Origin of the sequence: Sporosarcina ureae, assembly GCF_002109325.1 — a bacterium.
Taxonomy (GTDB): Bacteria; Bacillota; Bacilli; order Bacillales_A; family Planococcaceae; genus Sporosarcina; species Sporosarcina ureae_C.
Genome location: NZ_CP015348.1, coordinates 2567129 through 2585593 on the forward strand (window position 1 = coordinate 2567129; position 18465 = coordinate 2585593).

The window sequence follows — 18465 nt, forward strand, 5'->3', positions numbered from 1 at the left end:
GGTTTTTTTACATATTTAATAGTGAATTTGGATAATGGAGTAAAAAATATATATCTTATTAGTCCAAAGTAACCTATACTATAAATAAGTATAAGTGACTAAAAAGGGGGATAATATGCTTAATAAACTACTACTATTACCGCTACTGATTGCAAGTTTAGTATTTACTTCTGTTCATCCTGTTTTCGCCACTACTCCTAATATGGAGAGTTATGAAGTGGAGACAGCACAGATAACCGATAAACAACAGTTTTCACAAGGTAATGAACCATACAAAGAGTTATTCGAATCGGCAGTTACAAAATCTGTTATCCCTGAACGTCAAATGCTGCGCCTACTTCCGAATCTGCAACTGGCAACGGAATGGAAGCCACTGCATACTACGACTGATGCTAAAAAGCCTTGGAATATCACGTTTAATCAACCGATGAGCACAGACGAAGAAAACTGGGACCATGCAAAAATTTATGATGATGAAGGAATTGAGTTTCCTACCATTATCTCTATTCGTTCAGGACGTCTACAACTTACTCCGAATAATCCTTACCAAACAGGAACAGTCTATACGTTAGTGTTACAAAAGGAACTTTACAGCGAGAAAGGCATCCAGCTAGGTAAAGATATTTATCAGCAATTTATCTATCAACCACCAAAGACACCGCAAAAGCCTGAGATCACAGAAGTTACTGATCTATATTCTGCTTTATATATTGGGTTGAAAAATATGGACGATATGATTTACGTCAATCAATACACAAAAGACAGTAAAGTAGCCTATGCAGAATTACGTAAAGTATTGTCTGAGCATCCTGAGATATTTTATTACGAATATACTGGAAGTCAGTTTTGGTCAGATGGTCGTTTGGAAGCAAAATATGCTTATCCAAAAGAAACAATTAATCGAATGAAAGCTAATTTACAACGTGAAATCGATACACTATACGCGACAGCAATTAAACCAGGTATGACCGACTATCAAAAAGTGAAAGCCGTGCATGACTATGTCGTTCTTCACACAGCTTATGATTACGATAATTTTTTAAACAATACTATACCGAAAGAATCGTATTCTATGTACGGTGTATTAGTAAATAAAATAGCAGTTTGTAATGGCTATGGATTAGCGATGGTATATTTGCTTAATCAGTTAGATATAGAAACCATCTATGTGATAAGCAATCCCGCAATGAATCACGGTTGGAACAAAGTAAAAGTTGATGGTATCTGGTATAATCTCGACGCTACATGGGACGACCCTGTACCTAATAGAGAAGGTAAAGTAGGTTACGGTTATTTCCTAGTATCCGACAGTCAACTGGCTAAAACACATTCGTGGAATAATACTGGATTGCCAAAAGCATCAGACACTCGATATGAATATATGAGTAGAGTGTGGACGTTCGATACGGAAGATGGCTGGATCTATTACGCGAATAATAAAGACGATATCAAATTATATAAAATGAAAGAAGATGGCAGTGAGAACCAGAAGATTGCCGACATACGTGCGAATGAATTAGTCGTACACGAGGGCTGGATTTATTTTAGCAATTACTCACATGGCGGATACCTATTCAAGATTCGAACGGATGGTAGTGCTAAAACGCAGATCACAGACTTTTTGACAAATGATATTAGTGAAGACAATGGGACATTGTACTTTACCGATAGTAAAGCAAATAAGCAGTATCGTATGGATTTATAGTAAATGAGAGTCGGAAAAAAAGGAGCAGAGATAATGATAAAATTTACTAAAAGAGTTTTACCCGCACTACTAGCATGCAGTATCGTATTACTACCGGTCCAATCAACTGAAGCAGCAGCGGCCGCCAAGTTTAAAAACTGTACGCAGTTAAATAAAGTATATCCTGGCGGCGTTGCAATGAATGCTAGTGTGAAAAATAAAGGTGGTAAGACCAAACTGAAACCGACTGTTGAAGCCAATATATATAATACGCACAAAGGTCTTGATCGTGATAAAGATGGTATTGCTTGCGAGAGGTAATGTGTATAGAAAAATCTACAAAAAGCTCCTACTGTGAATACAGTAGGAGCTTTTACTGTTTAAGAACTTATAAAAATAGCTATCAAATGATACTGAGGCGGCAGTTACAGTCTTATGAAAAGCATATCTAACTGTTAAGATTTGTTTGATTATATAAAATGGATTGTATGTTAACATAGATCATGCCTTCACAACTATAAGAAGAATGAAGAGAAATTTCATTTTTAACAGAAAGGATATGATTACATGAAAGTGTTATTAACAGGTTTTGAGCCATTTCTAGATTATCCAATAAACCCTACGGAAGAAGTAGTGAAAGCTATTGTCTCGGAAGGAATTACCGGTTTAGAGATTATACCTAAGATATTATCTGTTAGATTTAATCATTCAGAAAAAGAGTTATTAAAAGCAATTGAAGAGACGAATCCTGACGTGGTAGTAATGTTAGGTTTAGCGGCTGGGCGTTCTAAAATTACTCCTGAGAGAATCGCGATTAATGTAAAAGATGGAGATTTGGATAATGACGGATACGCACCAACTGATGAATCGATTGATCCTGCTGGCGCTGATGGAATATTTTCAACGCTTCCCATTCGAGAAATGACTAATCGACTAGTAGAAGCTGGATTACCTTCCGTTATTTCTAATACTGCAGGTACATATCTTTGTAATAATATCATGTATGCCGCTCTAAATTATGCGCAAAAACAAGAGGTATCCTATCGCGCAGGTTTCATTCACATACCAGCCTCATATGAGTTAGCCTTAGTAAATAAAAAACTACCGAGTTGGTCTTTGGATGATCTAGTGAAAAGTGTTCGGATCTGCTTGGAAACATTGTAAAAAAAGAAATAAAGCCTTCATAATCGTTAAATCGATTATGAAGGCTTTATTTAAATTTTACGGAATATTCATATTGCTATTATACTATTTTTATTATTTAAATAGAAAATTTAGAACATAGTGCACTATTGGTATGCAATATCAGATATACTGGACCAATACAATTTCAGTATAAGAAAGGAAGATCAACTGTATATGGTGACATCGAGAGAGAAAGAACATAACCCACAGCCGAACGAGAGAAAAAAGTGGAAGCTGGAAATGCCAGATACATATGTAATTTTATTTTTAGTGTTACTAGTGGCAGTGGCCGCGACATACATAGTACCGGCGGGTTCATTTGAAAGAGAAACGATTGAGGGAGTGGAGAGGGTCATTCCTAATACGTACGAACAGGCTGACAAGGATCCTACTGGATTTATGGATATCTTTTTGGCGTTGCAAGAAGGAATGGTTCAATCTGGCGGCTTAATCTTTCTAGTATTATTTGCGGGTGGGGCATTTGAAGTGGTAGAGCGCTCGGGAGCGATTAAAGGCGGAATTTTGAGAGCAGTCGATAAAACGAAAGGTAAAGAGTTTTTATTGATTGCGCTCGTTTCGATTTTATTTGCGCTTGGTGGAGCAGTTGGTGCTGTTGCTAACTCTATCATTCCATTCGTTGCGATTGGTGTAATTATTGCAAGAGCACTAAAACTCGATGCGATTGTAGCGGTGGCGATTACATTTGGTGCTACATTTGCTGGATTTAACGTTGGGTTCCTAAACCCCTATACAGTAGGAATTGCACAAACTGTTGCGGATGTTCCACTGTTTTCAGGTATGCTGCTGCGCGTTGTAGCGTTTGTCGTAATTGTTGGTGTGACTATTTTATATACGTGGCGTTATGCAAAAAAGATTATAGATGATCCGTCGAAGAGTTTAATCGGTGTATTGGACGATAGTGATCCGAACGCCTCTGCAGAAGATTTGATAGCTCCTTTTACAGGAAGACATAAAGTAATCTTATCTTTTGTTGGCTTATGTTTAGCATTCTTTGTTTTCGCAACGATTAAATTCCAGTGGTCTATTGATCACATGGCTGCATTCTTCATTATTATCGGTATAGGCTCCGGTATCATTGCTAAAATGAATTACAATGAAATTACGATAACGTTTCTTGATGGGTGTAAAAATATTGTGTATGGTGCTTTAATTATTGGGGTTGCCAGAGCGATTTTGATCGTAATGGAAAATGCTCAGATTTTGGATACGTTTGTTCAAGCTCTTTCTGTGCCATTGGCAAGCTTATCTCCTGTATTTGGCGCACTTGGAATGTTTGTTGCCAATGGTGTGATGAATTTCTTCATACCTTCAGGAAGCGGACAAGCGATTATTGCAATGCCGATTCTATCACCTTTAGCGGACATGATTGGTGTAACTCGACAAGTCGCAGTTCAAGCTTATCAGTTTGGAGACGGATTCACGAATAGTATTTTTCCTACATCAGGCCCCCTAATGGCAAGTTTGGCTGTTGCGGGTGTGGCGTGGGTGAAATGGGCGAAGTGGATGTTGCCATTGTTGTTGATCTGGACAGTGATCGCTGTGATTATGTTGACGTTTGCGGTCATGATTGGATGGGGACCGGTGTAATATCGAGTAATAGATTCGATATATGTATAGACAGCCGCCATTTTTATAATGGCGGCTGTTTTCATTAGCGCTTACAAGAATAAAGCAGTCTTGAAAGTCCTTTTAAAATAATCGCCAAGGCAAATAATACGATGACGATGATTAAAATTCCCACAACGACTGTTAGTAACAAGTGTCCTGTGAGACATGCTAACAAAGTAGGGACGATTAAAAACAATCCCAATACTGCATATGCGGCTAAAATCCCAAAGAAAAATAGCCATTCATTACTTACGTTTACACATTTCGACATAAACTTCACCTCCATGCTGTACTGTATGTAGCAGCTCATGAGGCGATGTAATGCAATACACTCGGTTGTTGATGTAAAAGGGTATTTGTACATGGCAGATTTTGAATTAATGTAATAAAACTAGCTAGAATCGATTGGTGGGTAAGGCGATGTTCTGCTGGATAGTTTGAAATTACTAGAAGGCAAACAGAGAATAGTCGTCATGTAAAAAGGATAATCAGACTATTACAATCTGTCCTACTATTCTACAAACTTTATGCTAAAATAGACAACGTCTATACAACTAGAGAGGAGTGGATGATATGCCACAGATGCTTGCTTTCGTTATTTTAGCAGGGATTTTATTCATCGGAGATTTTATTGCAGTTCGTACAAAAGCATGGATTCCATCAATTTTTGTCTGTGCGGTTTTAATGTTATTCGGTTATTGGACATTTTTCCCTGAGGAAATGGTAGCTACTGCGGGTATACCGCCAGTCGTGGCTTCACTATTGATTTACTTGCTAATTACAAATATGGGGACATTGCTTTCTGTACAGCAGTTGAAACAGCAATGGAAGACGATATTGATTTCATTATCAGGAATAGTAGGTATTATCGTATTTCTTTTCACTATTGGATTACTATTATTTGATATAAAAACGATATTGGTCGCAATCCCGCCGTTAGTTGGAGGCATTGTTTCAGCATTGATTATGTCTGAAGGTGCAACTGAAGCGGGTCTAGCTACTTTGTCAGTTTTTGCGGTAGTTATTTACGTCATGCAAGGTTTTGCAGGGTATCCTTTGACTTCAGTGGTGTTGAAAAAAGAAGGTAAGATGCTGCTTAGTAAATACCGTAATGGAGAACTAGAAATGAAGGAATATTCTCCTGGAGAAGAGCCGATTACGCATGCTGAACCGAAAATGTTCCGAAATATGCCGGAAAAGTATAATACTAATTATTTTAAGTTTTTCCGCTTAGCTTTTGTTGCCTTTCTCGCATACGGTACTTCTACACTTCTTGCGCCAATCGTCGTGATCAGTCCATATGTTCTTTGCTTATTATTCGGGATTCTTGCAACAAGTGTAGGTTTCTTGGAAAGACAAGTGCTTGAAAAAGGAAATGGATTTGGCTTTGCGATGCTTGCATTGATCTTGTATGTATTGGATGGCTTGAAGAAGGCAACACCTGAGATGATGATGGAGATTTTGTATCCGCTTGTTGGGTGTATCGCAATAGCCGTTGTCGGAATGTATATCTTCTCGTTCTTTATTGGAAAAGTACTAAAAGTGAGTAAGGAAATGGCGTTTGCCGTTTCACTAACCGCGTTGTATGGCTTTCCAGCAGACTATATTATCACCAATGAAGTCATTAATTCATTAACGGAGGATGAGAAAGAAAGAGAAGCATTAACGAGTCATATGTTGCCACCAATGCTTGTCGGAGGATTTGTCAGTGTGACGGTTGTTTCTGTTATCTTAGCCGGTCTATTCGTTGGATTCTTATAATATGGAGGGAATAGTATGACAGCAAATAAAGAACGAATCGAGCAACATATTGATGCGCTCAAACAATTTACAGCGACGCCTAGACAAGGTGTGACGAGATTGACATACAGTAAAGAAGATTTACAATCTCGGAATTATATTAAAGAAAAAATGACAGAGTATGGCCTTGTTGTGTCTGAGGATGGGTTTGGTAATATCTTCGGAAAGCTAGAAGGAACGTTATCAGATGCGCCTTCCGTTATAGTCGGATCACATTTTGATTCGGTTCCTAACGGGGGAGCGTATGACGGAACGGCGGGAGTGGTCGTTGGACTAGAAGTGGCGGCACTGTTCCAAGAGTTACAACTGAAGCCTACATATCCTCTAGAAGTCATTGCGATGGTCGAAGAAGAAGGGTCTCGATTTGGCGGAGGTTTGATGGGCTCAAGGGGCATGATGGGTTTATTATCGGAAGAAGACTTTTATGATTTAGCCGATAAAGACGGTATTCTCGCTACGGATGCCATGTCCGAGATCGGATTGGATTACTCCAAGGAGAAAGTGAGATCACCTGAAACCATAAAAGCGTTTCTTGAACTTCACATTGAACAAGGCCCGATTCTAGAAGAGAAAGGAATTCGCATCGGTATTGTGGAAGCGATCGTTGGACTCAATCATCTAGAAGTAACTGTGCAAGGACGTGCGGGGCATGCTGGCACTACGCCAATGGATTATCGTTCCGATGCGCTTGTTACTGCGGCCAAATTGATAGCAACGTTTCCACAGATTGCAAAGGAAACAGGCCATGGAACGGTTATTACAACAGGTCGACTACACGTGTTTCCAAACGGTGCCAATGTAATTCCGGATAAAGTAGTCTTTTCGGTTGATATTCGCTCGGGCAAAGAAAAACAGATTAGCCAAGCGCGACAGCAAGTGGATGAATTACTATCTGCTCATAATGGAGTGGGTGGCATCACTATATCTGCTGAAGAGCAGCTGTTTATTGAGCCGAAAGAATTGGACTCTGAACTTCGTGGTCTGTTGAAAGAAGTGAGTGATGAGTTGTCGATCCCGTATTGTTCCATGAGTAGCGGAGCAGGGCATGATGCGATGGTTTTATCTGATTTCACAGCGTGCGGCATGCTATTTATTCCGAGTAAAGATGGACTCAGTCATTGTCCGGAAGAATGGTCGGATGCTGGCGATTTGGCGGATGGTACAGATGTTTTGTTTGAGACGATTAAGCGGTTAGTTATGTAAGGTTTTGCGTGGAAGTAATCTTGTGAATGATGAATGGACCTCAAACCTATAGTGGTTTGAGGTCTTGTTTTATTTAGTAGATTTTAATCCGTCCAACACAGCAGAAGTCATACTCTGTATTTCTACTACAGGATCCAAACGGTCTCTAAAAATAATCCAGTCATAAATCGTCCCGCGCATGCAACGTGTGATGAGCATGGATATATAATTAGCTGAAAAGTCTTGTCGGAATTCATTGCGTTCTATTCCTTCTTCGACAAAGGAGTGGATGATTTGATAAAGTTGTCGATTTTGATTCGTTAAATAGTGATCGTCGTCTATCGTTAAGGCGAGTGCGCTTGTGTAGATCGTTCGAATAAAGTCTTTCCCCAAGACATCGCGTAAATACGTCATTTGACCTTGATAAAAGAGAATGATTTTTTCTGAAGCACTTAATTCAGTTGGGATGCTAGGGACAAAGGATAGATAAAAGTTATCGATGTCTTTAAATTTCTCCAGGAAAATGTCATATTTCGAACTATAGTGAACATAAAATGCCCCTTTTGAAACATTGCATGCTTTGGCAATACTTTCAACCGTTACGTTATCAAAACCTTTCTCATGGAAAAGCTCCAAGCCCTTTTCAAGGAGGCTTTTTTTAGTTTCTAATGCTTTTATTTGTCTAGCTGTTAGTTCTGTCAAATTCTATTCCTCCTCTACAATGCTTGTTAATTAGTACTATGATAGCATATTTAAAGAATTTCAATAAATTGGTTGACTATTTTGAAATTCATCGGTATTCTTAAGTGACTGCAGTATGTGACCGCGGTATGTGAAAGATCTATTCATACTGTACTAGAGATTTAAATATTGTCCAATACGTTTTTATATTTTTTTGCACTAAATGATAACGCTTTCATTTTCAGCAGACTAAAAGGAGGAGTATGTATGGCGAACGAAAAGAAGATTGGGTTTATCGGTCTCGGGAATATGGGTTTCCCGATGGCGGAAAATTTATTGAAAAATGGGTACACAGTATATGCATTGGATATTAATAAGGATTCCGAAAAACGATTTGCAGAACTGGGTGGGCATGTAGGGCTGACAACTGCTTCACTATTGGGAGAAGTAGATCTGGTTTTCACTAGTCTACCTACTCCTGCTATTGCGGAAAGTGTTTATTTAGGCGAGGACGGTATTGTACCTAACGGGAACAAGCCATTGGTCTTAGTGGATTTGAGTACGATCTCACCTGAGTTAAATAGAAGTATCGAGCAAGAAGCATTGAAGCGAGGGCTTGAATATTTAGGTGCTCCAGTTAGCGGTAGTGTCAGTGGAGCGGTGAATGCTACGTTATCGATCATGGTCGGTGGTAAAAAAGAAACTTTTGAATCGGTGTTGCCTTATCTACAAGCAATTGGGTCGAACGTATTCCATGTAGGTGAGGATCCAGGTGTCGGTACAATCGTTAAGCTTATTAATAATATGATGGCAGGTATTCACAATCAAGCCGTTGCAGAAGCACTTACACTAGCAAAGCTTGCTGGCGTGGATCAGGATATTGTCTATGACATTGTCAATGTGAGTTCAGGCGCAAGTACCATTCTTACTCGAAATTACAAAACATATATTTCGCAGGATGAGTACAATAAAGGCGCATTCACTACTTCGTTATTATTAAAAGATTTGAAGCTTGCAAAGCATGTGTCCGACTCTCTTGAGGGCGAGTTACCGATTGCATCACAGTTGATAGAATACTATGAAGCGGAAGTAGAAAAAGGCCATGCGCATGAAGATATGTCTTCTTGTTACTTGATGCTCCAGGATAAGTTAACTAAACAAAAACAAAATTCATAATAAAACTAGGAGGAATAGCGATATGCAAAAAACAAGTGTAAAGACGTTGACTCATTTTATTAACGGTGAAATGGTAGAAGGAAAGAGTGGAAGATTTGGCGATGTTTTCAATCCCTCTATCGGAGAGAAAATTGCTGAAGTACCATTGGCTTCGACAGAAGAAGTGAATGAAACGGTGCAATTGGCGAAAGAAGGATTTAATAAGTGGTCTAAGATTTCAGTCGGCAAGCGAATGGAAGTTCTTCACAAGTTCCGAGCGCTACTTGTAGAAAACACGGATCGATTAACACGAGCGATAGGTGAAGAGAACGGGAAAACACTTTCTGATGCAGCGGGTGAAATTACACGTGGAATTGAGTCAGTAGACTTTGCGCTTGGAGCTCCACACTTGTTGAAAGGTGAGCACTCAGTGAATGTAGGAGGAGAAATCAATTCTTACTCTATGCACAAACCTTTAGGCGTTGTGACTTGTATATCTCCATTTAACTTCCCGGTAATGGTACCTGTAGCGATGAGTACGATGGCTGTCGCAGTCGGTAACTCGATGATCTTGAAACCTTCAGAAAAAGTTCCTCATTCTGCGTTGATTCTCTCGGAACTCTGGGCTGAAGCAGGATTGCCAGCGGGTGTTTGGAATGTGGTCAATGGTGATAAAGAAGCCGTAGATGCATTACTGACGAACAAAGACGTTATGGCAGTGAGCTTTGTCGGTTCGACGAGAGTGGCGGAAGCGGTTTATGAAAAAGGAACGAAACATCATAAGCGCGTACAGGCATTTGGTGGCGGAAAGAACAATATGGTTATCATGCCGGATGCAGATATCAATACAGCAGTAAATTCATTCCTAGGCGCAGCATATGGTGCTGCATCACAGAGATGTATGGCGATTTCCACTGCAATTCCTGTAGGTCAGAAGACGGCTGATGCATTTGTTGCGAAGTTGACGGAGAAAGTGAACGAACTGAAAGTCGGAAAGTTCGACGATCAAGACGCAGACTTTGGCCCGGTGATCAGTGCAGAAGCAAAGGCAAGTGTCATCAAGTCTATTGATTTGGCTGTAGAAGAGGGCGCTGTGATTGCTGCAGACGGACGTAATCCTAAAGTAGACAATGAAAACGGCTATTACTTAGCGCCGACATTGCTAGATCATGTGACAACGGATATGAATGTGTATAAAGAAGAAGTGTTCGGACCAGCTCGAATTGTCGTTAGAGTAGATACACTTGAAGAAGCCATCGATCTAATCAATGAGCATGAATATGGTAACGGCGTGACGATCTTTACAGACAGTGGTAAAGCAGCGCGAATGTTCACTGATCAAATTGAAGTAGGAATGGTAGGCGTCAATGTTCCGATTCCAATTCCGGTTGGCTATCACAACTTTGGTGGGTGGAAACGTTCAAGATTCGGAGAAGGGCAAATGTTTGGTCCAGATACTGTACGTTTCTTCACAAAAACAAAAACTATTTCTGAGAGATGGTTTGATACTGCTTATAATGATGAAAGCAAAACAGATTTCGACTTCCCAAGTAGCTAATTAACCATAAGCAGGATCGTAGTGAATAATAAACTCCGATCCTGCTTTCTTTCTAGAATGCATTCGTTATGAAGAGGTAAGCCCGAAATTCTTGTAGAGTGTATAGCCTAATAGAGGAGGGGTAGGATGTTAGGGATATTCATAGGCTTAGTGTTACTTATGGTATTGGCTTATAGAGGTTGGTCGATCATCTGGATTGCACCTGTTTGTGCAGGGATCGTCGCGTTATTTGGTGGATTGAACTTATTGGATGCGTATACAGATACATATATGACCGGTTTCGTGAACTTCGCGAAGCAATGGTTCCCCGTGTTTATGTTGGGGGCGATATTTGGAAAACTAATGGAGTCTAGCGGCATGGCTCATTCTGTAGCTATTGGGATTTCACGCGTATTTGGTAAAGAGCGTGCAATTATCGGCGTAATTGTCGCAGCAAGTGTCTTGGCTTATGGTGGTGTTAGTGTATTTGTTGTAGTATTTGCTGTGTATCCATTGGCAGTGAACATGTTCAGGGAAGCCAATATTAGTAGACGACTCCTTCCAGGAACAATCGTAGCAGGGATGATGACGTTTGCTATGACGGCATTGCCGGGTACTCCACAAATCCAGAATTTGATTCCGACGCAGTATTTTAATACGACTGCTGCAGCTGCACCGATTATCGGTCTCGTTTCATCAGCTGTCATGATCGTTTGCTCCATACTGTACTTGAATAGACGTGTGCGCGTATTGAGAGAAGCGGGTGAAGGATTCGAAGAGCGTAAAGAAGATGCGAATATGGAAGAAAGAACTAGTTATCCACATGTCATTCTTTCTCTACTTCCTTTATTGGCTGTAATCGTGACGTTGAACTTTTTAAAGTGGGATATCGTTCTCGCGTTAGGTACAGGTATTGTTCTTATATTAATTATTTCTTTCAAGGAATTTAAAGGCTTTACGAAAGCGATCAATAGCGGGGCGAGTGATTCCGTTATGGCGATGATCAATACGAGTGCTGCTGTTGGTTTTGGAACTATTGTGCGATCTGTTCCAGGATTTGAAAAGTTGAGCGATGCTATTTTAGGCATTAACGCCAATCCTTTAATTTCTGAAGCGATAGCTGTAAACGTTCTTGCAGGGGCTACAGGTTCTGCTTCAGGTGGACTCGGTATTACGTTGGAAGCGCTAGGCTCGCATTATTATGAAATTGCGACAACTACTGGCCCGTCTCCAGAAGCCTTTCACCGGATAGCATCCATTGCTTCGGGCGGGTTAGATTCCCTGCCACATAATGGGGCGATTATAACGATTTTAATTGTAACGGGGATGACGCATAAAGAGTCTTACAAAGAGATGGGCGTCATCGCAATTGTATTCCCTATGCTATCGTTGATTCCTGCGATTGCGCTTGGGATTATGGGGATTAATTGATAGTAGTTCCTGAAGTACGGACAGAATAGTTTTCTGCATGATCGCTACCTAATTAATACTATACAAAGCAAAAAGACTTCTAATCCAAATTGGGTTAGAAGTCTTTTTGGAGTTTTATTTCATTGTAGATGAATCAAGTAGTTTGTTGATTATTCCCAACGACCTGTAAGTACTTTCTGACGCGTATAGAAGTTCAATCCGTCTTTACCATTCGCATGAAGATCCCCGTAGAATGAATCTTTCCAACCAGAGAATGGGAAGAATGCCATCGGTGCTGGAACGCCGATATTTAGTCCGAGCATGCCTGCATCGATGTTTTCACGGAAGTTGCGTACATTTCCACCGTCTCTTGTGAAAATACAAGCTCCGTTACCGAAATTGGATTTATTGGATAGTTGGATTGCTTCATCTAAGTCTTTAACACGGCTAATAGAGAGGACAGGGGCGAAAATTTCGTCTTGCCAAATTTTCATTTCGCTCGTTACGTTGTCAAAGATTGTAGGTCCGACAAAGTATCCTTTTTCTTTCGCAGCATCGTCTGTACGTCCGTCGCGAATCATTGTAGCGCCTTCTTTTTCTCCAGTCGCAATGTATTGTTCTGTACGTTCTTTATGCGCATCACGAATGACAGGCCCTAGGAAGATTCCCTCGTCCAAACCGTTACCGATTGTCAGTTCATTTGCTCGATTAAGTAATAGCTCAACAAACTCGTCTGCGATATCGTCTTCTACTGCAACGACTGAACAAGCCATGCAACGTTCTCCAGCGGATCCGAATGCTGCGTTGATGATCTGTGTAGCCGCATTGTCTAAGTTTGCGTCTTTTAATACGATCGAGTGGTTTTTCGCTCCTGCCAGTGCTTGAACACGTTTTAGATTATCTGTACCGCGTTTATAGACATATTCTGCAACCGGCTGTGATCCTACGAATGAAATCGCTGCGATCTTTTCGTGATCAAGGATGCCGTTTACTACGTCATGCGCACCGTGTACGATATTGAATACACCTTTTGGCAAGCCTGCTTCTTCAAGTAGTTCAGCTAGGCGGTTTGCTAGCATCGGTGTACGCTCGGATGGTTTAAGTACAAACGTGTTTCCTGTTGCGATTGCCATCGGGAACATCCAGCATGGTACCATCATAGGGAAGTTGAACGGTGTGATGCCGCCGATCACTCCGATTGGGTAGCGATACGTTCCAGATTCTAGACCCGTTGCGACAGATGGCAAGTTATCTCCCATCATTAAAGTAGGTGCTCCAGCTGCGAATTCCACACATTCGATTCCACGCAATACTTCACCATGCGCTTCGGTAAAGTTTTTGCCATTTTCAACTGTGATAATTCGAGCAAGTTCATCCCAATGTTCAACTAATAGTTGCTGGTACTTGAATAGGATACGTGCACGACGTGGAACCGGTACTTCCTTCCACGTTACAAAAGCTTCACTCGCTGCTTGTATTGCAGTGTCTAAATCTTCTTTTGTTGAAATAGGAACATGTGCCACTACTTCTGCTGTTGCAGGATTGTATACAGGTTCTGTCTGGTCCGTCGTAGCGGATACCCACTCACCGTTAATATAGTTTTGTACTGTTTTAATAGCTGTTGTCATGTATATGACCTCCTAGTGTAATTACGTGTCAAATTAAAATTGGTATTCATAGCACACTTGATACAAGTCTGCTATTTTGTCTTCTGAAGGAACTTTTGGGTTGTTACCGGGACTTCCACTATCGACCGCGTCTTTAGACATTTTTTCGAGAGCGTTTACAAATTCTTCGCGCGGGATACCCCATGTTTCAAGATTCGGAATGTCTAGTGCTTTACATAAGTCCTTAACGGATTGTACAGCTACTTCTGCCGCTTCTTCATCTGACAGCTGTGCCGCGTCGGAAGAGAAGATACGACCGATATCTGCCAGTCTATCGATACATGAATCTTTACTATACTCTAGAACGGCAGGTAAGAGCATCGCGTTAGAGAAGCCGTGCGGTACATTAAAGAGTGCACCGATTGGTCGAGACATGCCGTGGACTAGACAAACAGACGCGTTTGAAAATGCGCTTCCTGCTTGAAGGGCAGCGAGTGACATGCCTTCTCTTGCTTCGATGTCTTGACCGTCCGTGAATGCTCTATATAAGTTCTTTGAGATTAATTGAATGGCGGATAAAGCCATTATATCTGTCATAGGATGTGCTTTTTTGGATATGTAGGCTTCAATCGCGTGACTCAGTGCGTCTACACCTGTTGCAGCCGTTACTTTTTGTGGGGAAGACAGAGTGAGCAATGGATCAACAATCGCTACATTCGGCATGAAAGCAGGCTGTTTGATCATCATTTTCACTTTAGTTGCTGAATTCGTAATGACCGTTACGTCCGTTGCTTCTGAACCCGTACCTGCAGTAGTTGGAATAGCGATGTGAGGAACAGGCGCGATTTGCGCAACTTTCTTCATGCCTACATAGTCTTCGATGTTCCCACCGTTCGTCGCGACTACTGCAACCGCTTTCGCCGTATCGATACAACTACCGCCACCCAATGAAATAATGAGGTCGCATTTTTCATCTGTATACAATTGAAGTGCTTCATCTACATATTGATCATTCGGTTCGGAAGCTACACCGAGAAAGATAGCGCTTTCAACAGAATGAGAAGACAATTTCTGTTGGCATTCTTCTACGTAACCGAGTTTGTGCATGATTTGGTCGCTAATGATCAGCGCTTTTTTACCGAGGAGTGTGGCTTTTTCCCCAATCTGTTCGAAAGAATGTTGTTGATACAGAATAGTAGGGGGCATTTGAAACATTTTGCAAGTTTCCATTAGGTCAGCTCCTTAAATTGTATTTCCTGTACTAGAGTGTGCTTTTACAATAGAACAAGAAAAAGTGTAGCGTGGATGCTACACTTTTATTTTGTAACCTGAGTGTAGCATCCACGCTACACTCAGGTCAAGATATTAAATTTTCTTAATTTTTTATATAATGTAGTTCTGTGTATGCCAAGCAACTCGGCTGTCTTGGATTTATTACCTTCTGTTTGATCCAATAAATTTACTATAATCTTTTTTTCTTCAGCCTCTTGTTTTTCTCTGAAGTCTTCTAACGTACTTAAATTTTGTCCATCCAGAATATGTTGCGGCAAATCTGTCTCATCAATACTATCGGAGTCAACAATGCTTACTAAGTCTTCAAGCACATCTATCAATTCCTCAATATTGCCTTCCCATTGATAATTTATTAAATACGTTACAGCGGTAGTAGAGAATGACTTCTCGGGTATTTTATGTGTGAAACATATTTCCTGCATATAATGTGACAGTAGATAAGGGATGTCTTCGTTCCTGTTACGAAGCGCAGGAATAGAGAGTTGCAGTGGATTTAATTTGGCATATAACTCGGAACTAAAAGCATCTCTTTCGGCTAATTCGTGTAAGTCTTGTGTAGACGAAATGATTAGTTGAACTGGGAAATCTTCTGGAGCTTGTTTTAGAAACTCCAATAATTTCATTTGTGTATTCATAGATAAAGCATCTATATCTTGTAAATAAAGCGTGCTTGGTTTTCCGGAATGGAGGATTCCATGCGGGCCGAAAAGTTGTTCTTCCACATTTCGCGCTGCTTGGACTTTGCAGTATATAGTTGTAAATGGTTTGGATGCGATCGGACTTAACTGATGGATACTTTCTGCAAATGCGTTTTTACCCGTTCCTTTTTCACCGGACAATAAAACGACAGCTTGTGTTCGAGCGGCAGTCCGAGCTTTTCTCTTTAAGTCGGATATCGCTTCGCTCGTCCCTATAATTTGATTGAGACTGGAAAAACCTTCAGGAGATAGGGGAGGAAGTTCAGTATCAGCCATAATTTTCTGTAGTTGTAAACGCTCATAAATGCGATAAATGTCTGAAACACCTTCGAAAATCAACATACCGATTGCTGCGACTACTTTACCGTTTTTCCAAATGGGAATGCGGTGAACGACCATATCTTGTCCTTGAATATTTTGAAGAACGCCTCTTTCTGGCATGCCTTTCTGTACGGTTTCATGTAGATTTGTATTTTCGATTACTTCTGTGACATGCCGTCCAATTGCTTCCGATCTAGGGATACCGGTGAATTTACTATAGGCCTCATTGAATTCGATGATCATACCCAATTCATCGACCACAGCAATTCCTTCATACGCTTTTTCCAGAATGACTGATAAAATATCGGAGACTTTTTCATTTTTTATATAACTTTCGATCAATGCCGATAGCCCTTTGACGATTTCTTTTTGAGTTAACAGACCCATGAGGTTGCCTTGTTTGTTTTTTACAACATAGACATTTGTATTGTCTGGATCGAAAGGGAGTTCATTCAATAATGTATGTTCGTCTATTGTAGCTACTTGCATAAGTACTATATGCTCTAGTGTTGTGTGCTTATTACGGCCATTGACGAATGCTTCGAGTATGTGTTCAGCAGTAATGATACCGACCGGCTTATATTGTGAATCAACGATAGGGAGAAACTCGATTTTCAATTCCTTCAGTACTTTAGCTGCTTCTAGCAACGTCTGATCTAGTTGGATAACTGGGGGATTTTCATTCATCCAATTCGCTACAGACATCCACTTTTTATCATTTTCCAACTGTATGAGTGTATTAATAAAAGAATCGTTAAACATAAAAGCCTCCATGATGTATCTATTTTCATCGATTATTACACAGTATAACGCATCTATTACATAGTTTGTACTGAGTTCGTTTTGAAGGGAGATACGTATCTTAAACAGGCTTTTACTTGTAGATGCAAAAAGCTGCCTCAGAAAATCTACAAGTAGTAGTTTTTTGAGGCAGCGTATTTTCTATTCGTTACTTTTACAATCCAATCGTAGCATTGTCTTCAAGGGCTAACAATTCCTTCAAAGCCGCCACTTCGTTTTCAGGCAAAGCGATCATCGGTAAACGAACTCCGCCGACTGGTACACCCAGTAAATTCAACGCGGCCTTTGTTGGAGAAGGGTTAGGTGCAGCAAACATCGCTTTCATGATTGGCAATAAACCACGGTAAATTTCCGCTGCTTGCTTTGTGTTACCGGTTTTAAAGTTCTGTACCATCTCTTGCATTTCGTTTCCTATAATATGCGCTGAAACCGACACAATGCCTGTTCCGCCGATGGCTAATACAGGAAGTGTAGAAGCATCGTCTCCTGTATAGACAAAGAACTCATCGCCCGTATGTTCAATAATGGCTGCAACGGCTTCTAGATCGCCGCTTGCTTCTTTAATGGACGTAATATTCGACACATCGTTAGCCAACCGAATAACGGTTTCTGGCAACATATTGACTGCACTACGGCCCGGGATATTATATAGCATGACAGGTAATGTCGTAGTTTGCGCAATCGTCTTGAAGTGCTGGTACAGTCCTTCCTGACAAGGCTTGTTGTAGTAAGGGACGACTAGCATAATTCCATCGACACCGGTTTCTTCCGCTTGGATCGTTAAATCGATAGATTCTCTCGTGCTATTCGTTCCGGTTCCAGCGATGACAGGTGCTCTGCCTGCTACGGTTTGGACAGTAAACTTGAATAGTTCCACTTTCTCTTCTGCTGTAAGCGTAGGCGATTCTCCTGTCGTGCCTGCGATGACTAATGCGTCTGTTCCATTGGCTAGTAAGTGATTGATTAGATTTTTAGTTGCTGGGTAATCGATGTCTCCTCTTTCATCAAACGGAGTTACCATCGCTGTCATAACTGATCCAAAATTCATTATTCTCCACATCCTATCATTTTATTAAAAAACATAGAGGTGGGGGCGATACGTAAGTGAACGCAAAAAGCAACAACGAGGGCTCGCTGTTGCGTTGAAATAATGAATTATTTCTTTGCACGAGATAGCCCACCATACAGTTTCCCATATGACAATCCTGCACTTGTTCAGTCCAGAATCAGCTTGGAGATCATGAGTGTCTCGCAGCTTCGGCAAATTCCCCTTTCAACAATCTTCACAGAACCTCATGATTCTCTGATTGTGTACTAATGGTTTTTGCGCCTCTATCCTTATTTCCGAATTATCGAAATAAGTGAAAGTTTAATTACCCCTACTGTACTTGGTATGTATGAAGAATGCAACCATTACTTTTCTATGGAGATAAGGAACATACGAATTTTGACTAATTTCATTAATATGGAATTACCTGTAGT

15 protein-coding genes and 1 riboswitch are annotated in these 18465 nt (G+C 40.6%); of the genes, 9 read left to right on the forward strand and 6 right to left on the reverse strand.

What is annotated here, in order from left to right:
- Window positions 1-115 precede the first annotated feature (115 nt).
- The 4 genes from SporoP32a_RS12720 to SporoP32a_RS12735 all read left to right on the forward strand — a co-directional run bounded on the left by SporoP32a_RS12720 (window position 116) and on the right by SporoP32a_RS12735 (window position 4477).
- Window positions 116-1705, forward strand: a complete 1590-nt coding sequence (locus SporoP32a_RS12720) for a DUF5050 domain-containing protein (protein ID WP_085428231.1) — start codon at window positions 116-118, stop codon at window positions 1703-1705.
- Window positions 1706-1738: 33 nt separating this feature from the next.
- A complete protein-coding gene (locus SporoP32a_RS12725) occupies window positions 1739-2005 on the forward strand; it encodes an excalibur calcium-binding domain-containing protein (protein WP_085428232.1) in 267 nt (88 codons plus the stop codon).
- A 246-nt stretch (window positions 2006-2251) separates the two neighbouring features.
- Complete coding sequence (locus SporoP32a_RS12730) at window positions 2252-2848, forward strand: pyroglutamyl-peptidase I (protein ID WP_085428233.1); 597 nt, start codon at window positions 2252-2254, stop codon at window positions 2846-2848.
- 195 nt (window positions 2849-3043) lie between these two features.
- Window positions 3044-4477 (forward strand): YfcC family protein, encoded by a 1434-nt coding sequence (locus tag SporoP32a_RS12735; protein WP_232319530.1) that lies wholly within the window; start codon window positions 3044-3046, stop codon window positions 4475-4477.
- A 64-nt stretch (window positions 4478-4541) separates the two neighbouring features.
- Here the strand turns inward: SporoP32a_RS12735 and SporoP32a_RS12740 are convergent, their stop codons facing one another.
- Window positions 4542-4769, reverse strand: a complete 228-nt coding sequence (locus SporoP32a_RS12740) for a hypothetical protein (protein ID WP_085428234.1) — start codon at window positions 4767-4769, stop codon at window positions 4542-4544.
- Window positions 4770-5071: 302 nt separating this feature from the next.
- Here SporoP32a_RS12740 and SporoP32a_RS12745 point away from each other — a divergent pair, with 302 nt between their 5' ends.
- Together SporoP32a_RS12745 and SporoP32a_RS12750 are read left to right on the forward strand one after the other, a co-directional pair.
- Window positions 5072-6259, forward strand: a complete 1188-nt coding sequence (locus tag SporoP32a_RS12745; RefSeq protein WP_085428235.1) for a hypothetical protein — start codon at window positions 5072-5074, stop codon at window positions 6257-6259.
- 15 nt (window positions 6260-6274) lie between these two features.
- Window positions 6275-7501, forward strand: a complete 1227-nt coding sequence (locus tag SporoP32a_RS12750; RefSeq protein WP_085428236.1) for a Zn-dependent hydrolase — start codon at window positions 6275-6277, stop codon at window positions 7499-7501.
- 69 nt (window positions 7502-7570) lie between these two features.
- Here SporoP32a_RS12750 and SporoP32a_RS12755 read toward each other — a convergent pair whose 3' ends face one another.
- Entirely contained in the window at window positions 7571-8182 is a 612-nt protein-coding gene (locus SporoP32a_RS12755; RefSeq protein WP_085428237.1) for a TetR/AcrR family transcriptional regulator, read from the reverse strand.
- Window positions 8183-8428: 246 nt separating this feature from the next.
- On the opposite strand from SporoP32a_RS12755, the gene SporoP32a_RS12760 reads away from it, so the two are divergent.
- The 3 genes from SporoP32a_RS12760 (at window position 8429) to SporoP32a_RS12770 (ending at window position 12284) form a co-directional block, all read left to right on the forward strand.
- Complete coding sequence (locus SporoP32a_RS12760) at window positions 8429-9337, forward strand: NAD(P)-dependent oxidoreductase (RefSeq protein ID WP_085428238.1); 909 nt, start codon at window positions 8429-8431, stop codon at window positions 9335-9337.
- Window positions 9338-9359: 22 nt separating this feature from the next.
- Window positions 9360-10874, forward strand: coding sequence for a CoA-acylating methylmalonate-semialdehyde dehydrogenase (locus tag SporoP32a_RS12765; protein ID WP_085428239.1), 1515 nt, complete (start codon window positions 9360-9362; stop codon window positions 10872-10874).
- A 126-nt stretch (window positions 10875-11000) separates the two neighbouring features.
- Window positions 11001-12284 (forward strand): GntP family permease, encoded by a 1284-nt coding sequence (locus tag SporoP32a_RS12770; protein ID WP_085428240.1) that lies wholly within the window; start codon window positions 11001-11003, stop codon window positions 12282-12284.
- Window positions 12285-12433: 149 nt separating this feature from the next.
- Here SporoP32a_RS12770 and SporoP32a_RS12775 read toward each other — a convergent pair whose 3' ends face one another.
- The 4 genes from SporoP32a_RS12775 to dapA all read right to left on the reverse strand — a co-directional run bounded on the left by SporoP32a_RS12775 (window position 12434) and on the right by dapA (window position 18031).
- Window positions 12434-13891 (reverse strand): CoA-acylating methylmalonate-semialdehyde dehydrogenase, encoded by a 1458-nt coding sequence (locus tag SporoP32a_RS12775; RefSeq protein ID WP_085428241.1) that lies wholly within the window; start codon window positions 13889-13891, stop codon window positions 12434-12436.
- Window positions 13892-13924: 33 nt separating this feature from the next.
- Entirely contained in the window at window positions 13925-15100 is a 1176-nt protein-coding gene (locus SporoP32a_RS12780) for an iron-containing alcohol dehydrogenase (RefSeq protein ID WP_085428242.1), read from the reverse strand.
- Between the two features lie 122 nt (window positions 15101-15222).
- A complete protein-coding gene (locus tag SporoP32a_RS12785; protein WP_198166167.1) occupies window positions 15223-16944 on the reverse strand; it encodes a sigma 54-interacting transcriptional regulator in 1722 nt (573 codons plus the stop codon).
- A 193-nt stretch (window positions 16945-17137) separates the two neighbouring features.
- Complete coding sequence (gene dapA, locus SporoP32a_RS12790; protein WP_085428244.1) at window positions 17138-18031, reverse strand: 4-hydroxy-tetrahydrodipicolinate synthase; 894 nt, start codon at window positions 18029-18031, stop codon at window positions 17138-17140.
- A gap of 117 nt (window positions 18032-18148) precedes the next feature.
- Window positions 18149-18326: riboswitch (Lysine riboswitch) on the reverse strand.
- Window positions 18327-18465: the final 139 nt, after the last annotated feature.

Excerpts from the sequence above, each read along its gene's own strand:
- SporoP32a_RS12720 (WP_085428231.1), top strand. The coding sequence starts at position 116 with ATGCTTAATAAACTACTACTATTACCGCTACTGATTGCAAGTTTAGTA.
- SporoP32a_RS12725 (WP_085428232.1), top strand. The coding sequence starts at position 1,739 with ATGATAAAATTTACTAAAAGAGTTTTACCCGCACTACTAGCATGCAGT.
- SporoP32a_RS12730 (WP_085428233.1), top strand. The coding sequence starts at position 2,252 with ATGAAAGTGTTATTAACAGGTTTTGAGCCATTTCTAGATTATCCAATA.
- SporoP32a_RS12735 (WP_232319530.1), top strand. The coding sequence starts at position 3,044 with ATGGTGACATCGAGAGAGAAAGAACATAACCCACAGCCGAACGAGAGA.
- SporoP32a_RS12740 (WP_085428234.1), bottom strand. The coding sequence starts at position 4,769 with ATGTCGAAATGTGTAAACGTAAGTAATGAATGGCTATTTTTCTTTGGG.
- SporoP32a_RS12745 (WP_085428235.1), top strand. The coding sequence starts at position 5,072 with ATGCCACAGATGCTTGCTTTCGTTATTTTAGCAGGGATTTTATTCATC.
- SporoP32a_RS12750 (WP_085428236.1), top strand. The coding sequence starts at position 6,275 with ATGACAGCAAATAAAGAACGAATCGAGCAACATATTGATGCGCTCAAA.
- SporoP32a_RS12760 (WP_085428238.1), top strand. The coding sequence starts at position 8,429 with ATGGCGAACGAAAAGAAGATTGGGTTTATCGGTCTCGGGAATATGGGT.
- SporoP32a_RS12765 (WP_085428239.1), top strand. The coding sequence starts at position 9,360 with ATGCAAAAAACAAGTGTAAAGACGTTGACTCATTTTATTAACGGTGAA.
- SporoP32a_RS12770 (WP_085428240.1), top strand. The coding sequence starts at position 11,001 with ATGTTAGGGATATTCATAGGCTTAGTGTTACTTATGGTATTGGCTTAT.
- SporoP32a_RS12775 (WP_085428241.1), bottom strand. The coding sequence starts at position 13,891 with ATGACAACAGCTATTAAAACAGTACAAAACTATATTAACGGTGAGTGG.
- SporoP32a_RS12780 (WP_085428242.1), bottom strand. The coding sequence starts at position 15,100 with ATGGAAACTTGCAAAATGTTTCAAATGCCCCCTACTATTCTGTATCAA.
- SporoP32a_RS12785 (WP_198166167.1), bottom strand. The coding sequence starts at position 16,944 with ATGTTTAACGATTCTTTTATTAATACACTCATACAGTTGGAAAATGAT.
- dapA (WP_085428244.1), bottom strand. The coding sequence starts at position 18,031 with ATGAATTTTGGATCAGTTATGACAGCGATGGTAACTCCGTTTGATGAA.